This window comes from Prosthecobacter sp. GW821-HT29F12 (assembly GCF_058803405.1).
Map to the genome: position 1 here is coordinate 190,199 of NZ_CM179517.1, position 20,361 is coordinate 210,559.

A 20,361-nucleotide genomic window follows, 5' to 3' on the forward strand; every position below is an offset into this window, starting at 1 on the left:
ACCCTCGCCACCTCATTTTGCCAGTCGTTCCAGCACATTCTGCGTGATGCGTATCACCGCGGCATCACCACCCTGCAGGCCGTGCGCCCAGTCGGTGGTGGCAGCGGTGAAGACCGTGCCTCCACGCGTGTAGAGTCCCAGGCAGGCCGCGCCCGTGCGTCCCTTTTCCCACTGCTCATACCATTCCGCATCATCGGGGTGCCAGCGCACCGGGCACGTGGCCAGGACTTCAAAGGTCTTCGGCGTCCCATCCTTGAAAGTCGGAAATGGCAGGCCGTCTTTCCAGCTCAGCTCACAGCCATCGCATTCGTAGCCCACGATGGTGTCCTTGCCGCCGAACTTGTCGCCACGCTTCAGGCCCGTGCCCGCCAGCACCCAGTGGTCGGGGCGGTGCACCTCATACTCCGCCGGATCAGTCATGAACTGCCCATGGCTTTTGCGATAGCCACCCCACAGAAAGCCGACCCCCGTCAGTTCGTTCTCAGGACGCTTCAGCAGATGATGGCTCCATGCCGTGCTCAGCGTTTTGAAGTCACGCGTCGCGAAGACCGGGTCCAGATGGTAGTTCTGTTTGCAGCAGGTGAAGGCCCGGCCGTTGTCCTCGGCACGGACCTGCCAGCAGCAGGTGTTCCCGCTGAAGAAGGCCACATTGCCTCCTTTGCCGATCCACGCTTCCAAGTTGTCGCGCATCGGCGTGCTCCAGTACTCATCATGGCCCACGCTCAGCACCAGCTTGTAACTCGTCAGCATCTCCGGGCGAAATTCCAGATCATCATTTGCAGCGAATTCCAGCGCGTAACCATTTTTCTCCGCCCACTGCACAAAGGGCAGCTCCCATCGCGCAAACTGCGAAGGACCGGGCCGCTCGAAGCTCACCCGATGCCCCTGATTGTTCGAAAGGCTGTTGTAGGCATACACAGAAAATCCGCCCCAGTTGTTGTACGCATTGTACGTGTTCGTGCAAAGCTGCAGCAGGATCTTCGAGGTCGTGCCCGGTTGGGCCTGCCGCACAATAAACCACGTGCTGCTCTCCGCGGTGCGTTTGCCACGATGCGTCCATTTGCCGCCCGCATCAGCAGCACGGAGCACCACCTCGTAGTAGCCGCTTTTCCATGCCGCACCGCTCGGCACGCGCACACTCTCCGGCCAGCGGCAGCCATTCGCAGACGCATCCTCCGGCACCGGATACGCCGCCCCTGGCACATCCGATTTCTTCCACACGACCTCCCTCGTGGCCCCCAGACGCGCCACCTCGATCTCATACTTCGCCGCCGTCGTACTCACATGGATCGGGATTTCCTCTCCCTGCGCGATGCTCCGCTGCCCGGCATAGCCTTCGATAAACAGCGGGGCTGGATCCGCTGCATGCAGAGATGAGACGGCGAATAAAAGAAGGGCGAGAGTGCGGCGCATGCATACCGCTACGCGAGAGAAGGGCCGGCGCTTTCACGAAGCTCGATAGCAGGCCGGAGTATCGGCATCAGTCCGTTGAGTAAGCGAACCAAATTCATGACCGCGTCGCATCGCACTTCATTATACAATGGCAGTGATCCAGACACGGCGCACGGCATTTGAGGCAGCCCTACTGCTCCGCCTCAGACAGCTTCGCCGCCTCGCGCTTCAGGATGCGTCCCACCCGATGTTTCGCCAGGTACACCTGCGCCGCATTGACGCCCAGCTCCTTCTTCACGCGCTCAGGGCTCCAGCCTTTGATCACGTAGCAGGAGAAAATCTGGAATTGACGTGGCGACACCAGCGCACGCACCCGGCGCAGAGCGATGTCCATCACCTTGTCCTGCCACTCTTTCTCCCAAAGCTTCTCCAGCGCCACGCCATTCGGATCCGCACAGCGATCGATCGGCGCCGTGCGGCGCTCGTCGGTTTCATCCGCATACAGATTGGCCTCACGGCTCTGCTGCTTCTTGCGCCGGCGGAACTGGTCCAGAATGCGCCAGCGCGCCTGGTTGAGAAGGAAGGATTTGAATGAGCCCAGGCTGGTGTCGAATTTCTTCTTCTGCAGGTTTTTGGCCACGCCGATGAAGGTCTCCTGCACCACATCATTGGCCTCGTCATCACTCAGGCCCGTCTTGCGTGCCACGTGGAAGACGAAACCCGAATAGGTGCGGTAAAATTCATCCCAGCTGGCCCAGTCATCCCAGTTGTCCAATTTTTCAATGAGCGTCTTCCGGGTCGGGGGCGATCCAGAGGTCTCCCTGAGGAGTTCTTCAGTTTCAGCGACTTTCGGGAGGTCGGACATGCGGGGGGAGATAGTAACGGTGGCTTGAGTGGAGGCAACGACGTTTTGTCATCCATTCGATAGATCTCCCTTCGGGAAGCCGTATTGCATCGTCCCCAAAACCAACCCCCCCGGCCCAACCACCCCAAATGCCGGTCAGACTTCCTATGCTAAATTATCGTCTCTTCCAGCCTGCCGTTGCGTCTCTCACGCTGCTGGCCCTGGGATTGAGCTCCTGCAGCACGGGATTTTACAAGAAATGGGCTGACAAAGAAACCTATGGCATCCTCCGCAAAAAAGCCAGCAAGGTGCCGAATTCGGGGCAGGCGTTCCTAGACATCACCCCACCGCCACCGGTGAGGCTGGAGGAACTCCGCAAAAACATGAAGAAGGAGGAGTTTCTGGGGGACCGCGCCTACTTGGAGGAGAATGCACGCGTGATCAGTCTGGCTGATGCTTTGGACTATGCCGTGCATCGCAATCGTACCTATCTGGTCCAAAAGGAAACAGTCTACCTTGCCGCGCTGAACCTCACCCTCGTGCGGCAGCAGTATGGTCCCATCATTTCCGGCGGCGGTTCCACCACCAAGGCCAGCACCGATGCGATCACCGGCATCAACAATCTGGTCCGCAACTCCACGCTCACCACCACCGGAAATCTGGGATTTTCCGCACTCACACGCACAGGGGCCTTGCTGGCCACAAACCTGACCACCAATTTTGTGCGGTTCTTCACCGGTGGCAAAGACAGCGGCATCTCCCAGCTCGGCTTCTCCCTGACTCAGCCGCTGCTCAGCGGTGCCGGTTATCTCTCCGCCTCAGAAGTGCTGACTCAAAGTGAGCGCAGTGTCCTCTACGCCATTCGTACTTTTGCCCAGTATCGCAAATCCTTCGCTGTGGACATCGCCGCCCAGTACTACGGCGTCATCCAGTCCCGCGAGACCGCCCGAAATGCTTACCTCGCCTTCAAGGCCTTTGATTTTGTCGTGGCCCGTGAGACCGCCATGCAGAAGGAAAATGCCGCCAACAGCACCAAGTCCTCCGTCTTCCGTCTCGTCCAGTCCCGCATCGTGTTTGAGCGTTCATGGATCAGCGCCATCCGCGACTACGAGCAGGCATTGGATGATCTGAAGGTCAATCTCGGACTGCCCGTCACCGAGCGTTTCGTCGTGGACTACAAGGACAAGGACGCCCTCCAGATCATCGAATCTCCCGGCACGCTGGATGAGGCCATCTCCATCGCCATGACCAATCGTCTCGACATCTGGAATCTGCGGGACCAGGTGGAGGACACCAGCCGGCGCGTGCTTATTGCCAAGCAGCAGGCGCTGCCAAGCGTCAACGCTCTGGTCAACTACAACATGCTCGACAACCCGGACCACAACGACTTCAGGCTCGTCCCCGGCAACAAGAGCTACAGCGTGGGCCTGAACACCGATCTCAATCTCAATCAAAAGCCTGAGAGAAATATCCTGCGCTCATCCATCGTCGCCGAGCAGCAGGCCAGACGTGCCCTCGATCTCTTTGAAGAAAACACCCGCAGCGATGTCCGCACCGGCTGGCGTGATTTGCAGCTCGCCCGCAAGCAGTACGAACTCGCCAAGCTGGGCATGGAGATCAGCACGCAGCGTTTGGAGGTCGAAGAAGCCTTCAACGCCGAAGGCCTCGGCACCGCCATCAACCTCGTCGATGCCCAGCGCGACATGAACACCACGCGAAACCTCATGGTTTCCACCACCATCAATCACACGCTCGTCCGTCTCCGCCTCTGGCGGGACATGGGAGTGCTGTTCATTGAGAAAGACGGCGGCTGGGTTGACGTATTGAACAAGGAGAAGCCAAAAGGAGAATGAAGAAGGGAAAATCCAACAAAGGAATCATCATCGCAGGCGTCAGCGTCCTCGCTGTCGTCGGCTGGTGGAGCATGTCCGGCGGTGGCGCTGCAGCTGAAAAGGTGCCCACGCGCATTGTGCAGCGTGGCCCGCTCGAGATCACTGTGCTCCAGGGCGGGGAAATCCGCGCCTTGCAAAACAATGAGGTGAAGAGCGAAATCGAAATCCCCACCAAAATTCTCAGCCTCATCCCTGAAGGCTATCTGATCAGCGAGGAGGATGTCAAAGATGGCAAGGTCTTGATCGAACTCGACAGCACCGACCTCAAAACCAAGATCGAGACCCACGAGATCGACTTCCAGACCACGGTTTCAAACTACATCGACGCCGATGAGAACCGCGAGATCCAGAAAAGCGAAAACCAAACTCTGGTCCGCGACGTGAAGCAGGTCGCCATCTTCGCCCTCATGGACTTTGAGAAATATCTTGGGCGCGAAGTCACTGGCGCCATTCTCACCACAGCAGGTCTGCCCCCGGATGTGGATGCTTTTGAAAAATACGCGGACGTCCTCGAGACTCAGGCCAACGCCCAAGTTTCTTCGGAGGCGGCCCTTGCCAAACGCGGTGCCAATGCCAAGCCCGGCGTGGCCAAAAAAACAATCGCAGCACCTCCGGTCAGCGAGATGATCAACTTCACTCCCTTCCTTGAGCAGAAGGCGCAGAGTGATGGTGAAGCCCAGCAGAAGCTGCGTCAGCTCGAGGACGATCTGTTGCTGCATCGCTCGGAACTGGCCCTCGCCAAGCAGAAGGTGGAATCCTCCAAGCGTCTCGCGGAGAAAAAATTCGTTACCTCCGCCCAGATGGAGAATGACTTGGTGGGCTTCGACAAAGTGCAGCTCTCAGTGAAAACCTCTGAAACGGCGCTCGCTTTGTATAAAAAGTACGAATTCAGCAAGCAGTGCGCCACCTACCTCGCCGCCTATCGTGAGGCGCTCAACAAGCTTCAGCGTACCATCCGCGCCAACCGCTCCCGCATGGCCCAGGCGGAGACCCGGTTCAGCACCGCCAAGCGTCGCTATGAAATGGAGCTCGCTCAGCGTGAAAACTTGGAGCTCCAGCTCAAGGCCTGCGTCATCAAGGCCCCGCAGCCCGGCTTGGTCGCCTACGGCGATCTGAACGCCAGCTCATCCTACAACTACAACAACAGCATCGAAGAAGGAGCCACGGTCCGCCTGCGCCAGACCTTGCTCACCATTCCGGACATGAGCCAGATGGGCGTCCGTGTGAATGTCCACGAATCCCAGATCAAAAAGGTGCGCATCGGCCAGCCTGTCAAAGTCCGCGTTGATGCCGAACCCGGCAAGGAGCTGGACGGCCGCGTTGCCGAACTCGCCGTTCTTCCAGATTCCAGCAGCAGCCGTTACACGCCCAACCTGAAAGTTTATCCCTGCACCATTCACATCAACGGCTACCACCCCTGGATGAAGCCCGGCATGAACGCCAAGGTCGAGATCATCGTCGATCAGCTGGCCGATGTGCTCTACGTCCCGGTCCAGTCCATTGAGGTCGATCAGGATCACCATTTCTGCTACATCAGCAACAACGGCAACCTTGAACGCCGGGAGATCAGCACCGGGCTCTTCAATGATGAATTCATCGAGGTGCGTGATGGTCTGAAGGGCGGCGAAGCCGTGGCCCTGGCACTTCCGAAGAAAGCCGAAACCGACATGGGAGGTGCGGGCAAATCCGAACCTGAAGCCGCCCCGACCAAAGCCAAACCTTCCAAGCCCAAGGAAAAAGCCGTGGCGATCGCCAAACCGTGATGCCGGACACCGATCCCATCATCAAGCTGGTGGACATCTGCAAGAGCTACCAGATGGGGGAGACCACCCAGCATGTGCTGCAGGGCGTCTCACTCTCCATCTATCCCGGAGAATACGTCTGCATCATGGGCCCCTCCGGCTGCGGCAAGTCCACCTTGCTCAATGTCCTCGGCTGTCTTGATCAGCCCACCTCTGGCGACTACTTCCTGGGTGGTCTCAATGTCGCCCATCTTGAGGATGACGATCTCTCCGCCGCACGGAACAAAAACCTCGGCTTCATCTTCCAGAGCTACAATCTCATCCAGCAGCTCAGCGTCATCGAAAACATCTCCGTGCCGATGTACTATGGCGGCGCGAAAGACTCTGAGATGATCGAAACCGGCACCCGACTTGCCACCCAGGTCGGCCTTGAGCACCGCCTCCATCACAAGCCCAACGAACTCTCCGGCGGTCAGCAGCAGCGCGTCGCCATCGCCCGCGCCCTGTCGAACAGTCCGCTCGTCATCCTCGCTGACGAAGCCACCGGCAATCTCGACTCCAAGTCCGGCAAGGAAATCCTCGACCTCTTCGACGACCTCAATCAGCAGGGCAAGACCCTCGTCTTCGTCACCCATGACGAACGCATGGTCCAGCGCTGCACCCGCATCATCCGCCTCCGTGACGGCGTCATCGAACACGACCAGGCCGGCGCCAAAGCCGACCGCCTCCGCGGCAAAGTCATCGGCCAGCACTACGGCCTCGCCGCCTGAATCGGTCAGAGTGAAGTTCACGGCGCCTGGGAGCGCGGGTCTCCGAACCCGCAGCACTCCGCAAGCACCCATCCTTCCCCGCTGCAGTTCGCAGATTCCCTGCCTGGCACTTGCCTCCGCGCATCTCGATCTCTTTGCCATTTGAACTCTCTCCCGCACTGCGGCAATGATCCCTCCCATGGCCCAATACATTGTTCAGCCCGGCGACAATCCCACTCACATCGCGAATTCTTTTGGCATGACGCTGGATCGGTTTCAAGAGCTGAACCCCGCGCTGGTGGATTGGGGTTCCGGGAAATGGAAGGTGCTGTTTCCGGGCCAGATCGTGACCATCGACGGTGGTGGGGATTACGCAGCGCCTGAAACCGCTGCGGCTGCGCCCACGAATTTTGCAGCACCGCCGCCTTGGATGCAGATCGCCATCATGGAGGTCGGCGTCCAAGAATGGGCGGGAGCGGCAGATAATCCGCGCATCCTTGAGTATCTGCGAAGCTGCGGGATCAGCGGCAACCTGCTGCACGATGAAACCGCCTGGTGCGCCGCTTTTGTGAACTGGTGCGTGAAGAACTCCGGCTACCAGCCACGCGGCAGCGCCAAAGTTTCCGACTGGTGGAGCTGGGGCCGCCCGGTGGTCGCGACCTATGGTGCCATCTGCATATTGCAGCCCCTCACGGTGGATCAGGCCGGCAGCGGCCACATTGGCTTCCTCCATGCGCAGGATGCCACCAACGTCTGGCTCCTCAGCGGCAACTCGCACAACCAGGTGCGCATCTCCGCCTATCCGAAATCCAAACTAATTCCCAACGCCCCGTTTCGCTGGGCCTTTTGAGGCATGCTCAAGGCTTCATTCTTTGACATGCATGCGAACGGCTTTCTTGCCTGAATCACCGACTTCAGGAGTGATCTGCATTTGGAGGCATGGGCATGTGAGATTCCTGGCATGAGTGGCTCTTGGTTAAGGCATAGTGTGCCAATACCGCTTGGCGCTAAGCCTGCGCGAACGCGACAGCGTCTTGGAGTGCGTGCGGCAAGCCTCGGCGCGACGCCGCTTTCGCAAGCCGGACGGCAGGCTCCGGCGGAAGAGTACACTCACCCCGCGAAAGCGGTGTCGCCGATGCAGGCTCGCGCCGTGCATCTCTGCCACCGCACTCCACGACGCTGCCGCGTAGCTTCGTAAACCTAATCTCGAAAAAACACGATGCCCCGCCTCAACCGGGCACCATTCATGCCTGTCATCTGTCTCTGCTCAGATGCAGGCGCGTCTACCTCTCCGTCGGCTCCCTCATGAGCTGCAGCAGGCGTGTTCTGTCCACCGCCGGTGCCGGCTTGGCCGGGGCAACCTTGGGCTTGGAGGACTCGGCGACCTTGGCCTTGGGCTTGGATGTAGTGGAAGACTTCTTCTGGGAAGTGGAGGTTGTCTTGGCTTTGACCGGGGGCTCATCGGCACTGTTGGCCTGTGGTTTGGCCTTTTCAGCTTTGGCGTAAGCCGCTGCTTTCATGTCGGCGTCCGCCTTGGCTTTCGCGTTCTCTGCCGCAGCCTGTGCAGCGGCTTCTTCGCGGGCCTTCGCCTTGTCAGCAAGGGCTTTCGCCGCAGCGGCTTCTTTGGCCTCCGCTTTGGCCATGGCTTCGGCTTTATCCTTCGCTTTAGCCTCAGCTCTGGCTGCCGCCTTGGCCTCTGCTTCGGCCTCCTTCTTGGCTTTGGCTTCAGCATCTGCCAGGGCTTTGTCCGCTTTAGCCTTCGCCATGGCTTCTGCCTTCGCTTGGGCGTCCGCTTCTTCCTTGGCCTTGGCTTCAGCGACTGCCACAGCCTTGGCCTCTGCTTCAGCTTTCGCCTTGGCTTCGGCTTCATCAGCCTCCTTTTGGGCCCGTACCTCTGCCATGGCCTTCGCTTCTTCTTCAGCTTTCGCCTTGGCCTCTTCTTTGGCCCTGGCCCTGGCTTCCGCTTTGGCCTTGGCTTCTGCGGCAGCGGCTTCATCGGCAATTTTGCTGATGGTCACAGCGCCTTCAGGAACGATGGCACCGCCGTCGATGCGGATCTTCGCGGAGTCGTTCTGGCCAATGTAGAGTCGGTCGTTCTTCTTGACCGTCGCTTTGCCAAGCGCCTCGGAGAACTCCGGAGTGATGGAGATGCCGGGAGCCAGCACCCAGATGGGGGAGGAGGTGTCCTTCACCATCATGGCACCGCCGCTGGCCACATGGGTTTCACGGCCCCATGCGTCCTTGGTGGTGTCAATCTTCTGCGCATACAGCCGCACAGAGCCGGTTTTACGCATAGCTGGATACTTGCTGCCAAGGGCTTCAGCCGAAAGTTTGAACTCAGGAGGCTCGGGCGCGGTGGAACTGCAACTGCTGAGACTGATGGCGGCCGCAAGGACGCCGAGGCGAAAAAAGGTCATAATTCAATAAAAGGGGGGCTTGGGGGGAGACTGGCTTTCGCAGCATCCGCAGGTCAATGATCGCGATTATTTGCCGGTGCGCAAATACGCGACGATATCGGCCACATCTTGGGCATTCAAACCCAGCTGGGTGGCGCTGAGCATCATGCTGTGGTCAAGCTTCCGGCGGCTCTTGATCCGTGACCTTGCGACGTATTGATTTTGGCCGCCCATGCTCCGAATGATCATGATGTCACCTTCGGTCAGGATCATGCCATGGATGGTCACGCCGTCCTTGGTGACGATTTCCTGCCCATCGTAGCCGTGCGCGATGTCCTTGCTCGGATCAATGAGCGCCTGCGCGATGATGTCTCCGGGCTGGCTTCTTCCCCAGCCTTCCAGACTCGGACCAAACTCGACCCCCTGGCCGTTGATCTGATGGCACATCACGCAGCGCGTCACGAGCTGCGCGCCGTTTTTGGCATTGCCCTGCAGCTTGAGCACTTCATCCAGCTTCACATTGCTGGGAATGGCGGGTGGTGTGACGATGGTCACCAGCTTGGCGCTTTCAGGATCAAAGATGCCCTCCTTCTTCAAGGCTTCCGCGATACCAAAAGTCGACCAGTCATCGGTGCTGCGTTTGATGAGCCACCACATGACATCGGCCTGGATGGGGGACTCTTTGTCCTTGGCCAGTTCGAGCACGGCTTTGGCCGCGCTCGCTTCCGGGATGAAGGCGAGGGTGTCGAGCGCGAGCTTCCGCTGCTCCGGCGAGAGCTTGCCATTCGCTGCTCTTTTTGCCAAATCCGACACAGCTGCGGCCGGGTGCAGCCGCCAGGTGATGTGCGCAAAATCATCGTCCCAAGCCCCCTCGGGCTTAAGCGCGGTCCATACCGCCTCTTCCTTGCCTGTGCAGCCAATGCCCCAGGCTTCGAGCAGGGAACGGTCACCCCCATCAATGTGATGCGAAAGCTTGCACAGCAGTGCCACGCTTTGCGCCGCTGGAACATCCCGCAGCGCCACCGCCACCTCACTTCTCACCATCGGGGAAAGATCGGTCGTCAGGTTGCTGAGAATATCAATCACATCACTGCTGGCCGCGCGGATCGCACGCAGTGCCACCAGGCGCTTCGTAGCATCCTCAGATTCCAGCCAGATCCTCGCCGAAATAAGCCCCGGCTCTCCAAGCTGCGCCAAGAGCCACACCGCGCGCGCGGCGATGAAAGGATTCGCATGGTCGCGCAACTTGAGGACGGCTGGAATGTTCACATCGCCGGCCGCTCTCAGGCGGGTGAATGCCACATGGCGTACATTGGTTGCAGGCGATTGCAGCGCAGCGATCTGCCCGATGACACTGTCCAGCTTGAGATTGGGAACCTTGGGCTTGAACCCTTTAGGAGCGATGCGGTAGATCGTGCCGCTGCAGGTTTCATCCGTGTCCTGATGGCCGCCGGTGCGTTTGTCGAACCAGTCACTGATGTAGATCGCGCCATCGGCACCCACGCACACATCCGAAGGACGGAAAAGTGTGTGGCGTTCGTCGGAGAGATTGTTGGCACCGCCCACGAAGTCGCTGCCCTTAAACACGCCGGTGGTGTTGGTGGTGCAGAAGTCGAAGCGCTCAAGCTTGAAGCCGGCACCGTCCGGTTTTGGCAGGTAGCCAAACACCACGTTGCGTCCGGTTTCACAGCTTAGCAGCAGACCGTTCCATTTTTCACCGAGCGCGCCGTTTTCATAAAAGCACATGCCGGTGGGAGCGCCGCCGCCATAGACATCACCAGCAGGAATGCTGCCGGGATCTTCCTGCCGCCACTCAGCGGTGGGAATGCTCTGCCCGGGGCGTTTGTCAGCACGCCACTGGCGTTTGCCATCGCGTGAGAAGAAGCCAAAGCTGCCGCCTTCGATGAGATGGCTCACGCGGCAGGCGGGTGGATCGTCGTTGTCGTTGAGGAACATGTCCCCGTAGCTGTTGCGCACGCCTTCAAAGCTGTTCCTATAATTGTAGCCGAGGATCCGCGCGTTGTGCCCGTTTTCATCAATGCTGGCGGTGAAGCCGCCGACGTACACATGACCGTCGTCGCTCTTGGCTCCGGTATAGGTATTGTTCAGGTAGGCACCACCGATGCGGAAGGTGTTGCCACTCTTGTCGCTGAACTGTGCACCGCAGTTGCCATTGCTGAAGTACAGGCGGCCGTCGGGTCCGGCATAGACGCTGTGCAGGCTGTGGTCATGCTGCGGTTGCTCAAAGCCGCTGAGGAAGATCTCGCGTTTGTCGACGGCGGGATCGAATTTCAAATCGCGGTTCACATCCGTGTACTTGATGATGTTCGGTGCGTTGGAGACAAAGATGACATTGTCGAAAACGGCCACACCCAGCGGGCATTCGAGCTCCTTTTCGCGCACGAAAACGTGGCTGCGGTCGCATTTGCCGTCGCCATCGGTGTCCTGCAGCACACGCACGCAGTCGCCTTCACGGCTGCGGCCGGAGTGGCGGCGGTAGTTCACGCCTTCAGTGACCCAGATGCGGCCCGCGTGATCAATGTCCATGTTCGCCGGATTGAACAACTGGGGCGAGGTTGCCCACACGGTGATTTCCAAACCCTCGGGCACTTTGAATGCGCTGGGTTCGAGATGATCCGGCGTCACTTTCGAGGCATCGAAGACCGGAATGGTGGGGTCGGGGACGAAGGCGGGTTTTCCTGCGACGAAAGGCCCCTTGTCTTTTTTGCCCTTGGAGGGCTTGTCCGGGCTTGCGGACATGAGGGCAAACGGCGCGACCAAGGCGAGAACGACGAGGAGGTTTTGGCGGTTGGGCATGATTGGGGGTCGTAAGGAACGGGCGTAATCCGATGATCTTACGTCCAGACCTCGCAGCTGCGCTGACCAACTTTTGAATCTCGCCTAAACCGCCTCAGTTCTGGCGGTAAATGACCACCACATCCGAGGATGGGCCACTGGGGGAGAAGTCATTGCCAAAGCCCACGGTCTGCACGCCGGCTGCTTCGAGACCGAGCTCAATCAGGCGCTGCCGCACCGCCAAGGAGCGACGTTCGGAGAGTGAGCGGGCATGATCCGCTGGCAAGTTTGGCGCCGTGTAGCCTGCGACAAGCAGTCGGGCCTTTTTGTTCTTGGACATCTCCTTCGCCAGACTGGTCAAGGCCTGCTGATGCGCCGAGGTGAGCTGGAAGTTTGCGTTCTCAAACACCAGGGCAGGGCACGCCGGCTTGAGGCTGCCGTTCAGCGGGGAGGTAAAGCCATCCCGGGGGCCGAGCGCATAGACGACCGCCTCAGAGGCGGGATTGTGCAAAAACGAAGGCATGGGAATGCTGCTGCATGAGGCCAGCAGGAGGCAGCCTGAAAGGGCGCTCGAAAGAATGGCGGCAGGACTTTTCATCATTGGCGGGGCGGCATTCATCAGGGCTCAGCGCATCCAGCGCGGTTCGGAGATGTGGCCATAACCGCGCAGGATGGAACGACGGTTGCCGCTGCGCAGATCATGCACAAAGAGTTCACCGTGCTGGACGTAGGTGATGAAATGACCGTTGGGGCTCCAGGAAGGATGTTCAGCACCGCCCGCCTGTACCACACGCACTCCTCCATTGGGATAGGGTTTGATGGCGACGGTCCATTCACCGCCGGTGCGGGTGGTGAATGCGATGTGCCGGCCATCGGGCGACCACTCGGGATCCGTGCAGAAGTGGTAGCCGGTGCGCCAGCGAAACAGGCGCGAGGATTCGCCCTCCTTCTGCGGGACTTCGACGACGTAGAGCTTGGGGCCATCCCCATCATCACTGGAAAACACCAGCTGCCGGCCATCAGGATGCCAGGAAGGGCTGGAGGGCGCGCCTACGGAATCGCTTACGCAGGCGGCGGTGTTGGTGTTGAGATCACTGACAAAAATTTCCGGATTGCCGATGAAGCTCATCACGGCGGCGAGGTGGGTGCCATCCGGCGAGAAGGCCGAGCCGAAGCTGCTGCCGGGAGTGTCTGTGACGCCGCGTTCCCAGCCGACATTCAGGTCCAGCAGCCGGATGATGGGAAATCCGGTGCGATAGCTGGTGAAGGCAATCATGGAAGAATCCGGTGAGAGCGAAGGAGCCACGGCCGCATGCTTGTCATGCGTGACCTGGTGCACCTCGCCGCCTTCAGCATCGCAGATGTAGATCTGGCGCTTGCCGCTCACATCACTCACAAAGACGATGCGGCTGGTGGCCAGTCCCGGTCTGCCGGTGATGGTGTAGATGATGTCGTCGGTGAGGGCCTTGAGGTTTTCATCCAGTCCAGGTGCGGCATAGCTGCGCTGAAAGAGATCTTTGCCTTTGGCATCCTTCAGCTTGCCGGTGACACGTCCGCCTGAGGAAGTGCCTTCCACAAGAAAGTCGGCTTTTTCATCCGTTCCAGCGACGAAGAACTCGCGAGAATCGAGCAGTTCCTTGTGCAGGGTCTGCTGGGCACTGGAACCTGTGCCGCCGGAGAATGCACCCACGCGGATGCGAGGCATGGTTTTCTTATGTTCCTCGGTTTTGCTTTTGCCGCCACCCAGGCTGAACAAGCCTCGCAGGCTCTCCATGACGCCAGCCTCCGCCCGTGTGCCATGGGACACGACGAGGGTGAAAATGAGAAGCAGCGCGCGGGCGTTCATGCGGGGGTCAGGGCAGCAGAAGGAAATTCAGTTCCAGATCGTAGCTGTCTTTGGTGTAATTAGAAGGCAGCGTTGTGGAAATTTTTTTCACTTTTGCGGCGGCCTCGAGAATGGACTGGTCCAAAACGTGCGAGCCTGAGAATTTGTTCATTTGCGCCTTCAAGACCGTGCCGTCCTTGCCGATGGAGATGTTCAGCCGCCCTTCGCGCTGTCCTTCCGGCACGCTTTCAATGGGGGGGGCGATCCAGCTGACGAGGAATGCCGTATTGACTGCTTCATCGATGGCATCCAAATCCACTTCCTCTGTGGCCGGGGCGGCACGGTCGGAGGGGGGAATCGCCGATGGACGCAGGGTGTTAAGACGGGCGATGTCCATCAGAGTCGGGCTGGTCATCGGCGGAACAGGGGCGCCGAACAGGGTGGTTTCGGTACGCTTTTCAGGGGCTCTGCGCAGCGTGATGCTGCGATTGGCGGAGGGTTTTGAAGTTGTGGCGGAAGAGCCTGCGAACAAGGGCGCGCCGGTGGTGTTTGGCACCGGCTCCATCTGATGCTGCTGGGGCGGGGCGGCGATCAGCGTGGCTTTCTGCACGGGAGGCTCGGCCGCTGGTTTCGGAGCTACAGCCGGGGGCTTCTTGTCCGCCTTGGGGGATGAGGCCGCCGCCTTGGCCCGAGGCACAGCGGAGGACGCTGGCACCTGGGATTTGAAATCACCGGGATTCATCCAGGCGAGCTGGGCGGTCCTGGCATCACGCTTGAGGCTGCCGACATTCTGCCACCACCACCAGACACCAAAGGCCGCACCCAGATGCAGCGAAACGATGACAAACACCGCTGCTGAAATGGGCTCCAGCGTCGTGGGACGTTTACGGTTCGTCTTCAATCAGGGGGCCTCTGCATGAGTCGTGACGGCGGTCTTCTGAATGCCTGCTGCTTCAAGCAGCTGCATCGTTTCCACCAGCTGCTGGACTGGCAGGTCGCGATGCATGCGCACCTCGATGCCGATGCCGGGTTTGCGCTGGGCGAGTTGTTTTAAAGAGACGGGCAGGTCCGCGCGCGCGAGCATGGCTCCGTTCAGCGTGACGGACTGATCGCTGTTCACCAGCAGCGTAATGGTTTCAGTCGGAGCTGGAGCGCTGGTGGGAGCTGGAGGAGAGGTGGGAGCTGTCGCGGTCAGCATGGTCTTGTCTGCCTTGAGCAGGGGGGCTGCCAGCAGAAAGACAAACAGCAGCACCAGCACCAAATCCATCAGCGGAATGAGGCTGATTTCGGTGATGAGGCGAAGCTGATGCCTGTTGGAGTGGCGTTTCATGCGCGGGCGTGGAAGGCGTGCATCGACGAGGGCAAGGGAGAGGAACTGCCGCTGAAGGCGGGCATGGAAGGACTGCCGAGGGCGCTCATGCTGGGCAGGGCTTCATTGGTGAAACGATGGTCCACAAAGGTGCGGTCAAAACCCGCGTTGAGCTCGCTGGCGAAGTTGTCGAGCCGCACCACCATGCCGCGGATGCGGTTCACCAGAGCATTGTAGCCGACCATGCTCGGGATGGCGACCAGCAGGCCCAGCACAGTGGTGACCAGCGCGGTGGTGATGCCCGGCGCCAGGGTGGCGAGTGTGGCCGTGCTGCTGGCAGACGTCATCGTGCTGAAGGTGTCCAGAATGCCCCAGACCGTGCCCAGCAGGCCAAGAAACGGAGCGCTGCTCAGGGTGGTGGCCACCCAGCTCATGCGGGCTTCCAGACGCAGCGCCGCCTCGGCCACGCTGCGCTCCATGGCCACCTGCACTGCATTCATCTGTGAAGGAGTGATGCGGCCCGCGCCTTGCAGCCGTGCGGCAAAGGTGGTGCCAGGCTCGTCCTCACCCAGAAGATACCAGGACATCTCGCGGCAGGCTGCGTGGTAGATGTGGTAGAAGGAGGAAAACTCATGGGGCTCGCGCTGTTGATACAGTTCCAGTGCATGATTGCTCTCGCGGTATTCGCGCAGAAAAGACAGGTTGGCCTTGTGCACCCGGGAGAGCAGGAAGTGCTTGCTGAGGATCACCGCCCAGCTTGTGATTGAGAACAGCGCGAGGAAGCCGCAGATGATCCAGCAGGTCAGGGTGCTGTGTTCGAGGCCGTATTGCAGGCCGGGCGAGAGAAAGGATTCCATGGGCGGCATTGCGTGAGAAGGAGTTGCTGCTAGTTAAAAGACCTTAATAGTCGGGCGTCAACCGGGGAGTGCGAGGAGAATGGCGGGGAATGAGCTGCAAAAAACGTGGAGGCTCGGACCTGATCTTCTATTTCGTGCGCCAGTGTCCTCCCGGCGGTCCAAAGTGTACATCGGCGGGAAGCCTATTCACAGCTGTCTCAGTTCGCATCCAAGCGAATAAGGATGGGAACAATCCGCCAAGCTCGCTCCGCTGCCACCCCCGCCAGATATGAAGCGCTTCTTGCACCCGGCCCGTTTCTTGCTTCCCTCAATCCCTCAACTCAAAAAACACACTCCTAAGATGCCCGTAGCCACACCCGCCCAGTACCGTGCCATGCTTGATGCCGCCCAGAAGGGTGGTTACGCCTATCCGGCGATCAACGTCACCTCCATTACGACCATCAACGGCGCGCTGAAGGCCTTCGCAGAGTCCAAGTCTGACGGCATCATCCAGGTTTCCACGGGCGGCGGTGAATTCGCCTCCGGCACCGCTCTCAAAGATCAGGCCTTTGGTGCCATCGTCCTCGCTGAGGCCGCGCACCGCCTGGCGGAAAAGTACAACATCCTCGTCGGTCTGCACACTGACCACTGCCAGCCGAAGAAGGTGGACAGCTTCCTCAAGCCCCTCATCGCCGAAACCGCCAAGCGCCGCGCTGCGGGCTTGAACAACCTCTTCCAGAGCCACATGCTCGACGCCTCGGAACTGCCGCTGGCTGAAAACATGCGCCTCTCCAAGGAACTCCTGGCCGAGTGCGTGAAGCACGAGATCATCCTCGAAGTCGAAGCCGGCGTCGTCGGTGGTGAAGAAGACGGCCATGACACCAGCGGTGTCGCCGCCGACAAGCTTTACACCACCCCGGAAGACATGGTGGAAGTGTATGAGACCCTCAGTGGCATCGGCCGCTTCATGTTCGCCGCCACCTTTGGCAACGTGCATGGTGCTTACAAGCCCGGTGCCGTGAAGCTGAAGCCCACCATCCTGCGTGATGGTCAGGCCGCAGTGACCGCCAAGCATGGCGCCAAGGCTGAGATGGACCTCGTCTTCCACGGCGGTTCTGGTTCCCTCCTCGAAGAAATCCGTGAGACCCTCGGCTACGGCGTCGTGAAGATGAACATCGACACCGACACCCAGTATGCCTTCACCCGTCCGATCGTGGACCACATGATGAAGAACTACGCCGGCGTCCTCAAGATCGACGGTGAAGTGGGCGACAAGAAGACCTATGACCCACGCAGCTACCTCAAGAAGGGCGAGCAGGGCCTCTGCGACCGCATGAAGGAAGCCTGCAATGATTTGCTGAGCACTGGGAAGACGATTTTTGGGACGGTGTAAGACGGACATTTTTATCCGTCCGTTCAGCAATTACTGAATCTCCATGAGGGCCATGCGATGCATGGCCCTTTTTTCGATCCTGAAAGGGCGCATGGCATGGTTGCCTGATTTGTGTCACGAAGTTTTTAGGGCGCCGTTTTCGCTGAGTTCCTTGAGATGTTTTCAAACTGACGCTTTCGCCGGATGTCATTTCACCTTCCAAGGCAGCTTCAATCCCTGGCATCTGGCGCAAACACCCGCCGCCGAAAACTCTTGGCATAGCGCGCGGCGGAACTATGCTCAGGCGCATCTCCAATTCGCCATCAACCGCGCATTGACCTGCCATCATCGCCCGGGATGGCCGTTTGCAAGACATCCTGGTGCATTTTCTTTCTTCCCGCTGCGGTCATCATTTCATCTTTGATCGCTGTTCTCTCCCTGCCCCCCCTCCACCGCTCCTGCCGATGCGCTTCGTGACATTTCGCTCCTGCCTCGGTCTCCTTTTCGGCCTGCTCGCCGCTTTCTTCCCCAACGCCGCCCGTGCTACCGCACCGGGGCAGGTCGTGGCCTGGGGCAGCAACAACGCCGGACAGATCAGTGTGCCCGTCAGCGCGACGGATGGTGTGATCGCCATTGCCGCTGGTGATTCTTTTTCTGCCGCACTGAAGGGCAATGGCACCGTTGTCACATGGGGGGACAGCTATAACCCCGCCGAGATCGCGGTTCCGTCAGGCGTGAACAATATCACCGCCATCGCTGCCGGCGTCGAGCACATCGTGGCTCTCCGGAGCGATGGCAAGGTTGCCGCCTGGGGTTACAACATTGGCGGAGAGGTGACGGGCATGCCCGGAGGAGGGATTACCTCGGCGAATCCTGTCACTCTCGGCGGGCAAGTCCTGAGCAATGTCGTTGGCGTTGCGTGTGGAACAGTCCACTCGATTGCGGTCAAGAACGATGGTACTGTCGTTGTGTGGGGCAGCAATTACTTCGGCCAGCTCAACGTGCCCGCCGGGCTGACGGACGTTGTTGCAGCCGCAGGCGGCATGTATCATAGCCTCGCCTTGAAGTCTGACGGGACCGTCGTGGCTTGGGGCGGACAGAACACCTACGGGGAAATTAACGTGCCGGCCGGCCTGACCGACGTGGTGCAGGTGTCGGCGGGCGAGTATTACTCGATGGCGCTGAAGAGCGACGGCACCGTCGTGGCGTGGGGTGACAATAGTCAGGGCCAGCTCAACGTGCCCGCCGGTCTGAACGATGCAGTCCAAATCGCGGCTGCCAGATACCACGCGCTTGTCCTGAAAAGCGATGCCACGATCGTCGCCTGGGGCAGCAACTCAGACGGTCAGACCACCATTTCCACGTCCGCACAGAGCTGTGTGCTGGCCGTCGGCGGTGGCTTGCGCCATTCGCTGGCGGTGGTCACAGTTCCGCCCACCGTTCTCATCCCGCCCGCCGACCAAACGCGCCTCACCAGCCAGACTGCGGCCTTCACCGTCTCCGCCTCTGGCACTCCACCCTACAGCTATCAATGGTACAAGGACGGAGTTCTCCTTGCCAATGGTGTCCGAATCTCCGGCGCCACTACCGCCACGCTCACGGTGTCCAGCCTCACTGTGGCCGACGCTGGTGACTACACGGTCGAGCTGGGCAACTGTACTGACATGACATTGAGCGACCCCGGCCACCTCACCGTCACCCCGGTGATACCTCCCGGTGCGGTGTTCGCCTGGGGCGATGACACTTTCGGCCAATCCAACGTGCCGCAGGCCGCCAAAAGCGGGGTGATCGCCATCGCCGCAGGTCAGGGGCATACCCTCGCGCTGAAAACCAATGGTTCCGTTCTCGCCTGGGGTTGGAATACCTCCGGCCAGACCACAGTCCCGGCTGATGCCGGCTCCGGAGTCATCGGCATCTCGGCCGGTCAGGGGCACAGCCTCGCATTGAAGTCCGACGGCACGGTGCTCGCCTGGGGCAACGGTGCCGACGGCCAGACCAATCTCCCCGTCGGCCTCTCCGGCGTCGTCGCCATCGCCGGAGGCGGGGCTCAAAGCCTGGCCCTCAAAAACGATGGCACCGTCGTGGTCTGGGGCAACAACAGTTCGAGCCTGCCCTCTGGGCTGACGGGTGTCACTGCGATCGCCGCCGGCATGTACCACGCCCTTGCTCTCAAAAGCGATGGCACCGTCGCCACCTGGGGGGATGACAGTCACGGTCAGTCCACGGTCCCGGCGGGTCTCACCGATGTGATTGCCATCGCGGCAGGCTTTTACCACAGCATTGCTGTGAAGACCGACGGCACCGTGATTGCCTGGGGTGACGACAGCTACGGCCAGTCGAGCGTTCCCTCCGGCCTCTCCGATATCGTTGCCGCCGCCGGTGGCCGCTACCACACCGTGGCCAGAAAAAACGACAAGACCCTGGTCGCCTGGGGCGACGACAGCGTCGGGCAGTCCACCATCCCCACCACCGTGCAGGGCCGCACACTCGCGCTCGCTGCGGGCTGGATGCACACTGTGGTCATCGCCGGCCGGCCGGCCATCATCCTCGGCGGCCCTTACAGTGCCTACACCAACCTGAACCACGATGTGATCTTCCATGTCGATGTGGATGGCACCGGGCCCATCAGCCTCCAATGGAGACGGCAGTCCGTCGCCGGCAGCAGCGATATCAGCGGAGCCACTGACACCACGCTCACATTGCGCAGTGTGCAGGCCTCCGACAGTGGCAGCTACGCGGTGATCGTGAGCAATGCGTTTGGCACCGCCACCGGCTATGCCAATCTCACGGTTTTGCCCGCCACCACCTTTACCCTTTGGCAGCAAAACCGTTTCACCGAAACGGAACTGGCCGACCCCGGCGTCGCCGGCCCGCTGGCCGACCCCACCGGCAAAGGTACGCCCAACCTGATCAAATACGCCCTCAATCTCGAACCGGTGGCCAGCGCTGGAGGCCCTTCGATTCCGAGTTCTCCATGGCCGCTGCAGCCCTCATTTTCCGGCGGCACTTTAATGATGACCTTCCGCGCGCTGCGCACTGACGTCAGCTACATGGTCGAGGCCAGCACCGATCTCAAGACGTGGAGCGGTACCGGAGTCACCACGAAGTACAACGGCATCGACTGCACCGCCACCTGCACGCCCACCGCCTCCAATCAGGTTTTCCTGCGTCTCAGGGTGTCGATGCCCGGCGGATGATGCGGCGGACC

Annotated in this window: 16 protein-coding genes; 7 read left to right on the forward strand and 9 right to left on the reverse strand. The window is 60.2% G+C overall.

The window, feature by feature from the left end:
* Positions 1 to 12 precede the first annotated feature (12 nt).
* Positions 13 to 1,413 carry a N,N-dimethylformamidase beta subunit family domain-containing protein gene (locus tag AC3RLQ_RS00710; protein ID WP_493033399.1) on the reverse strand — a complete coding sequence of 467 codons (1,401 nt, stop codon included), beginning with the start codon at positions 1,411 to 1,413 and terminating at the stop codon, positions 13 to 15.
* 169 nt (positions 1,414 to 1,582) lie between these two features.
* Positions 1,583 to 2,257 (reverse strand): sigma-70 family RNA polymerase sigma factor, encoded by a 675-nt coding sequence (locus AC3RLQ_RS00715; protein WP_422318621.1) that lies wholly within the window; start codon positions 2,255 to 2,257, stop codon positions 1,583 to 1,585.
* Between the two features lie 146 nt (positions 2,258 to 2,403).
* On the opposite strand from AC3RLQ_RS00715, the gene AC3RLQ_RS00720 reads away from it, so the two are divergent.
* From AC3RLQ_RS00720 to AC3RLQ_RS00735, 4 genes are all read left to right on the forward strand, one after another.
* On the forward strand, positions 2,404 to 4,089 hold the full coding sequence (locus AC3RLQ_RS00720) for a TolC family protein (RefSeq protein WP_493033401.1): 1,686 nt from the start codon (positions 2,404 to 2,406) through the stop codon (positions 4,087 to 4,089).
* Complete coding sequence (locus AC3RLQ_RS00725; RefSeq protein ID WP_493033403.1) at positions 4,086 to 5,891, forward strand: hypothetical protein; 1,806 nt, start codon at positions 4,086 to 4,088, stop codon at positions 5,889 to 5,891. Before AC3RLQ_RS00720 ends, AC3RLQ_RS00725 begins: the two co-directional genes overlap by 4 nt.
* The gene (locus AC3RLQ_RS00730) at positions 5,891 to 6,640 is read left to right on the forward strand and encodes an ABC transporter ATP-binding protein (RefSeq protein ID WP_493033405.1); all 750 of its coding nucleotides are present in this window, start codon (positions 5,891 to 5,893) and stop codon (positions 6,638 to 6,640) included. Before AC3RLQ_RS00725 ends, AC3RLQ_RS00730 begins: the two co-directional genes overlap by 1 nt.
* Before the next feature lie 178 nt (positions 6,641 to 6,818).
* Positions 6,819 to 7,469: a C40 family peptidase gene (locus AC3RLQ_RS00735; protein ID WP_422318613.1), complete on the forward strand. Its 651-nt coding sequence runs from the start codon at positions 6,819 to 6,821 to the stop codon at positions 7,467 to 7,469.
* Positions 7,470 to 7,902: 433 nt separating this feature from the next.
* Here the strand turns inward: AC3RLQ_RS00735 and AC3RLQ_RS00740 are convergent, their stop codons facing one another.
* From AC3RLQ_RS00740 to AC3RLQ_RS00770, 7 genes are all read right to left on the reverse strand, one after another.
* Positions 7,903 to 9,036 carry a hypothetical protein gene (locus AC3RLQ_RS00740; RefSeq protein WP_493033407.1) on the reverse strand — a complete coding sequence of 378 codons (1,134 nt, stop codon included), beginning with the start codon at positions 9,034 to 9,036 and terminating at the stop codon, positions 7,903 to 7,905.
* Between the two features lie 66 nt (positions 9,037 to 9,102).
* Positions 9,103 to 11,832: a PVC-type heme-binding CxxCH protein gene (locus tag AC3RLQ_RS00745; protein WP_493033409.1), complete on the reverse strand. Its 2,730-nt coding sequence runs from the start codon at positions 11,830 to 11,832 to the stop codon at positions 9,103 to 9,105.
* A gap of 94 nt (positions 11,833 to 11,926) precedes the next feature.
* A complete protein-coding gene (locus AC3RLQ_RS00750; protein ID WP_493033411.1) occupies positions 11,927 to 12,430 on the reverse strand; it encodes an OmpA family protein in 504 nt (167 codons plus the stop codon).
* Between the two features lie 6 nt (positions 12,431 to 12,436).
* Entirely contained in the window at positions 12,437 to 13,657 is a 1,221-nt protein-coding gene (locus tag AC3RLQ_RS00755; RefSeq protein WP_493033413.1) for a hypothetical protein, read from the reverse strand.
* 7 nt (positions 13,658 to 13,664) lie between these two features.
* On the reverse strand, positions 13,665 to 14,537 hold the full coding sequence (locus AC3RLQ_RS00760) for a TonB C-terminal domain-containing protein (protein WP_493033415.1): 873 nt from the start codon (positions 14,535 to 14,537) through the stop codon (positions 13,665 to 13,667).
* Positions 14,538 to 14,966 (reverse strand): ExbD/TolR family protein, encoded by a 429-nt coding sequence (locus AC3RLQ_RS00765; RefSeq protein ID WP_493033417.1) that lies wholly within the window; start codon positions 14,964 to 14,966, stop codon positions 14,538 to 14,540.
* Positions 14,963 to 15,802, reverse strand: a complete 840-nt coding sequence (locus AC3RLQ_RS00770) for a MotA/TolQ/ExbB proton channel family protein (RefSeq protein ID WP_493033419.1) — start codon at positions 15,800 to 15,802, stop codon at positions 14,963 to 14,965. The genes AC3RLQ_RS00765 and AC3RLQ_RS00770 overlap by 4 nt, the downstream gene beginning before the upstream one ends.
* A gap of 340 nt (positions 15,803 to 16,142) precedes the next feature.
* Here AC3RLQ_RS00770 and fbaA point away from each other — a divergent pair, with 340 nt between their 5' ends.
* The 3 genes from fbaA to AC3RLQ_RS00785 all read left to right on the forward strand — a co-directional run bounded on the left by fbaA (position 16,143) and on the right by AC3RLQ_RS00785 (position 20,350).
* Complete coding sequence (gene fbaA / locus AC3RLQ_RS00775; protein WP_493033421.1) at positions 16,143 to 17,174, forward strand: class II fructose-bisphosphate aldolase; 1,032 nt, start codon at positions 16,143 to 16,145, stop codon at positions 17,172 to 17,174.
* A 61-nt stretch (positions 17,175 to 17,235) separates the two neighbouring features.
* A complete protein-coding gene (locus AC3RLQ_RS00780) occupies positions 17,236 to 17,577 on the forward strand; it encodes a hypothetical protein (RefSeq protein WP_493033423.1) in 342 nt (113 codons plus the stop codon).
* Positions 17,578 to 17,626: 49 nt separating this feature from the next.
* Positions 17,627 to 20,350, forward strand: a complete 2,724-nt coding sequence (locus AC3RLQ_RS00785; protein ID WP_493033425.1) for an immunoglobulin domain-containing protein — start codon at positions 17,627 to 17,629, stop codon at positions 20,348 to 20,350.
* The last annotated feature ends 11 nt before the right edge of the window (positions 20,351 to 20,361 follow it).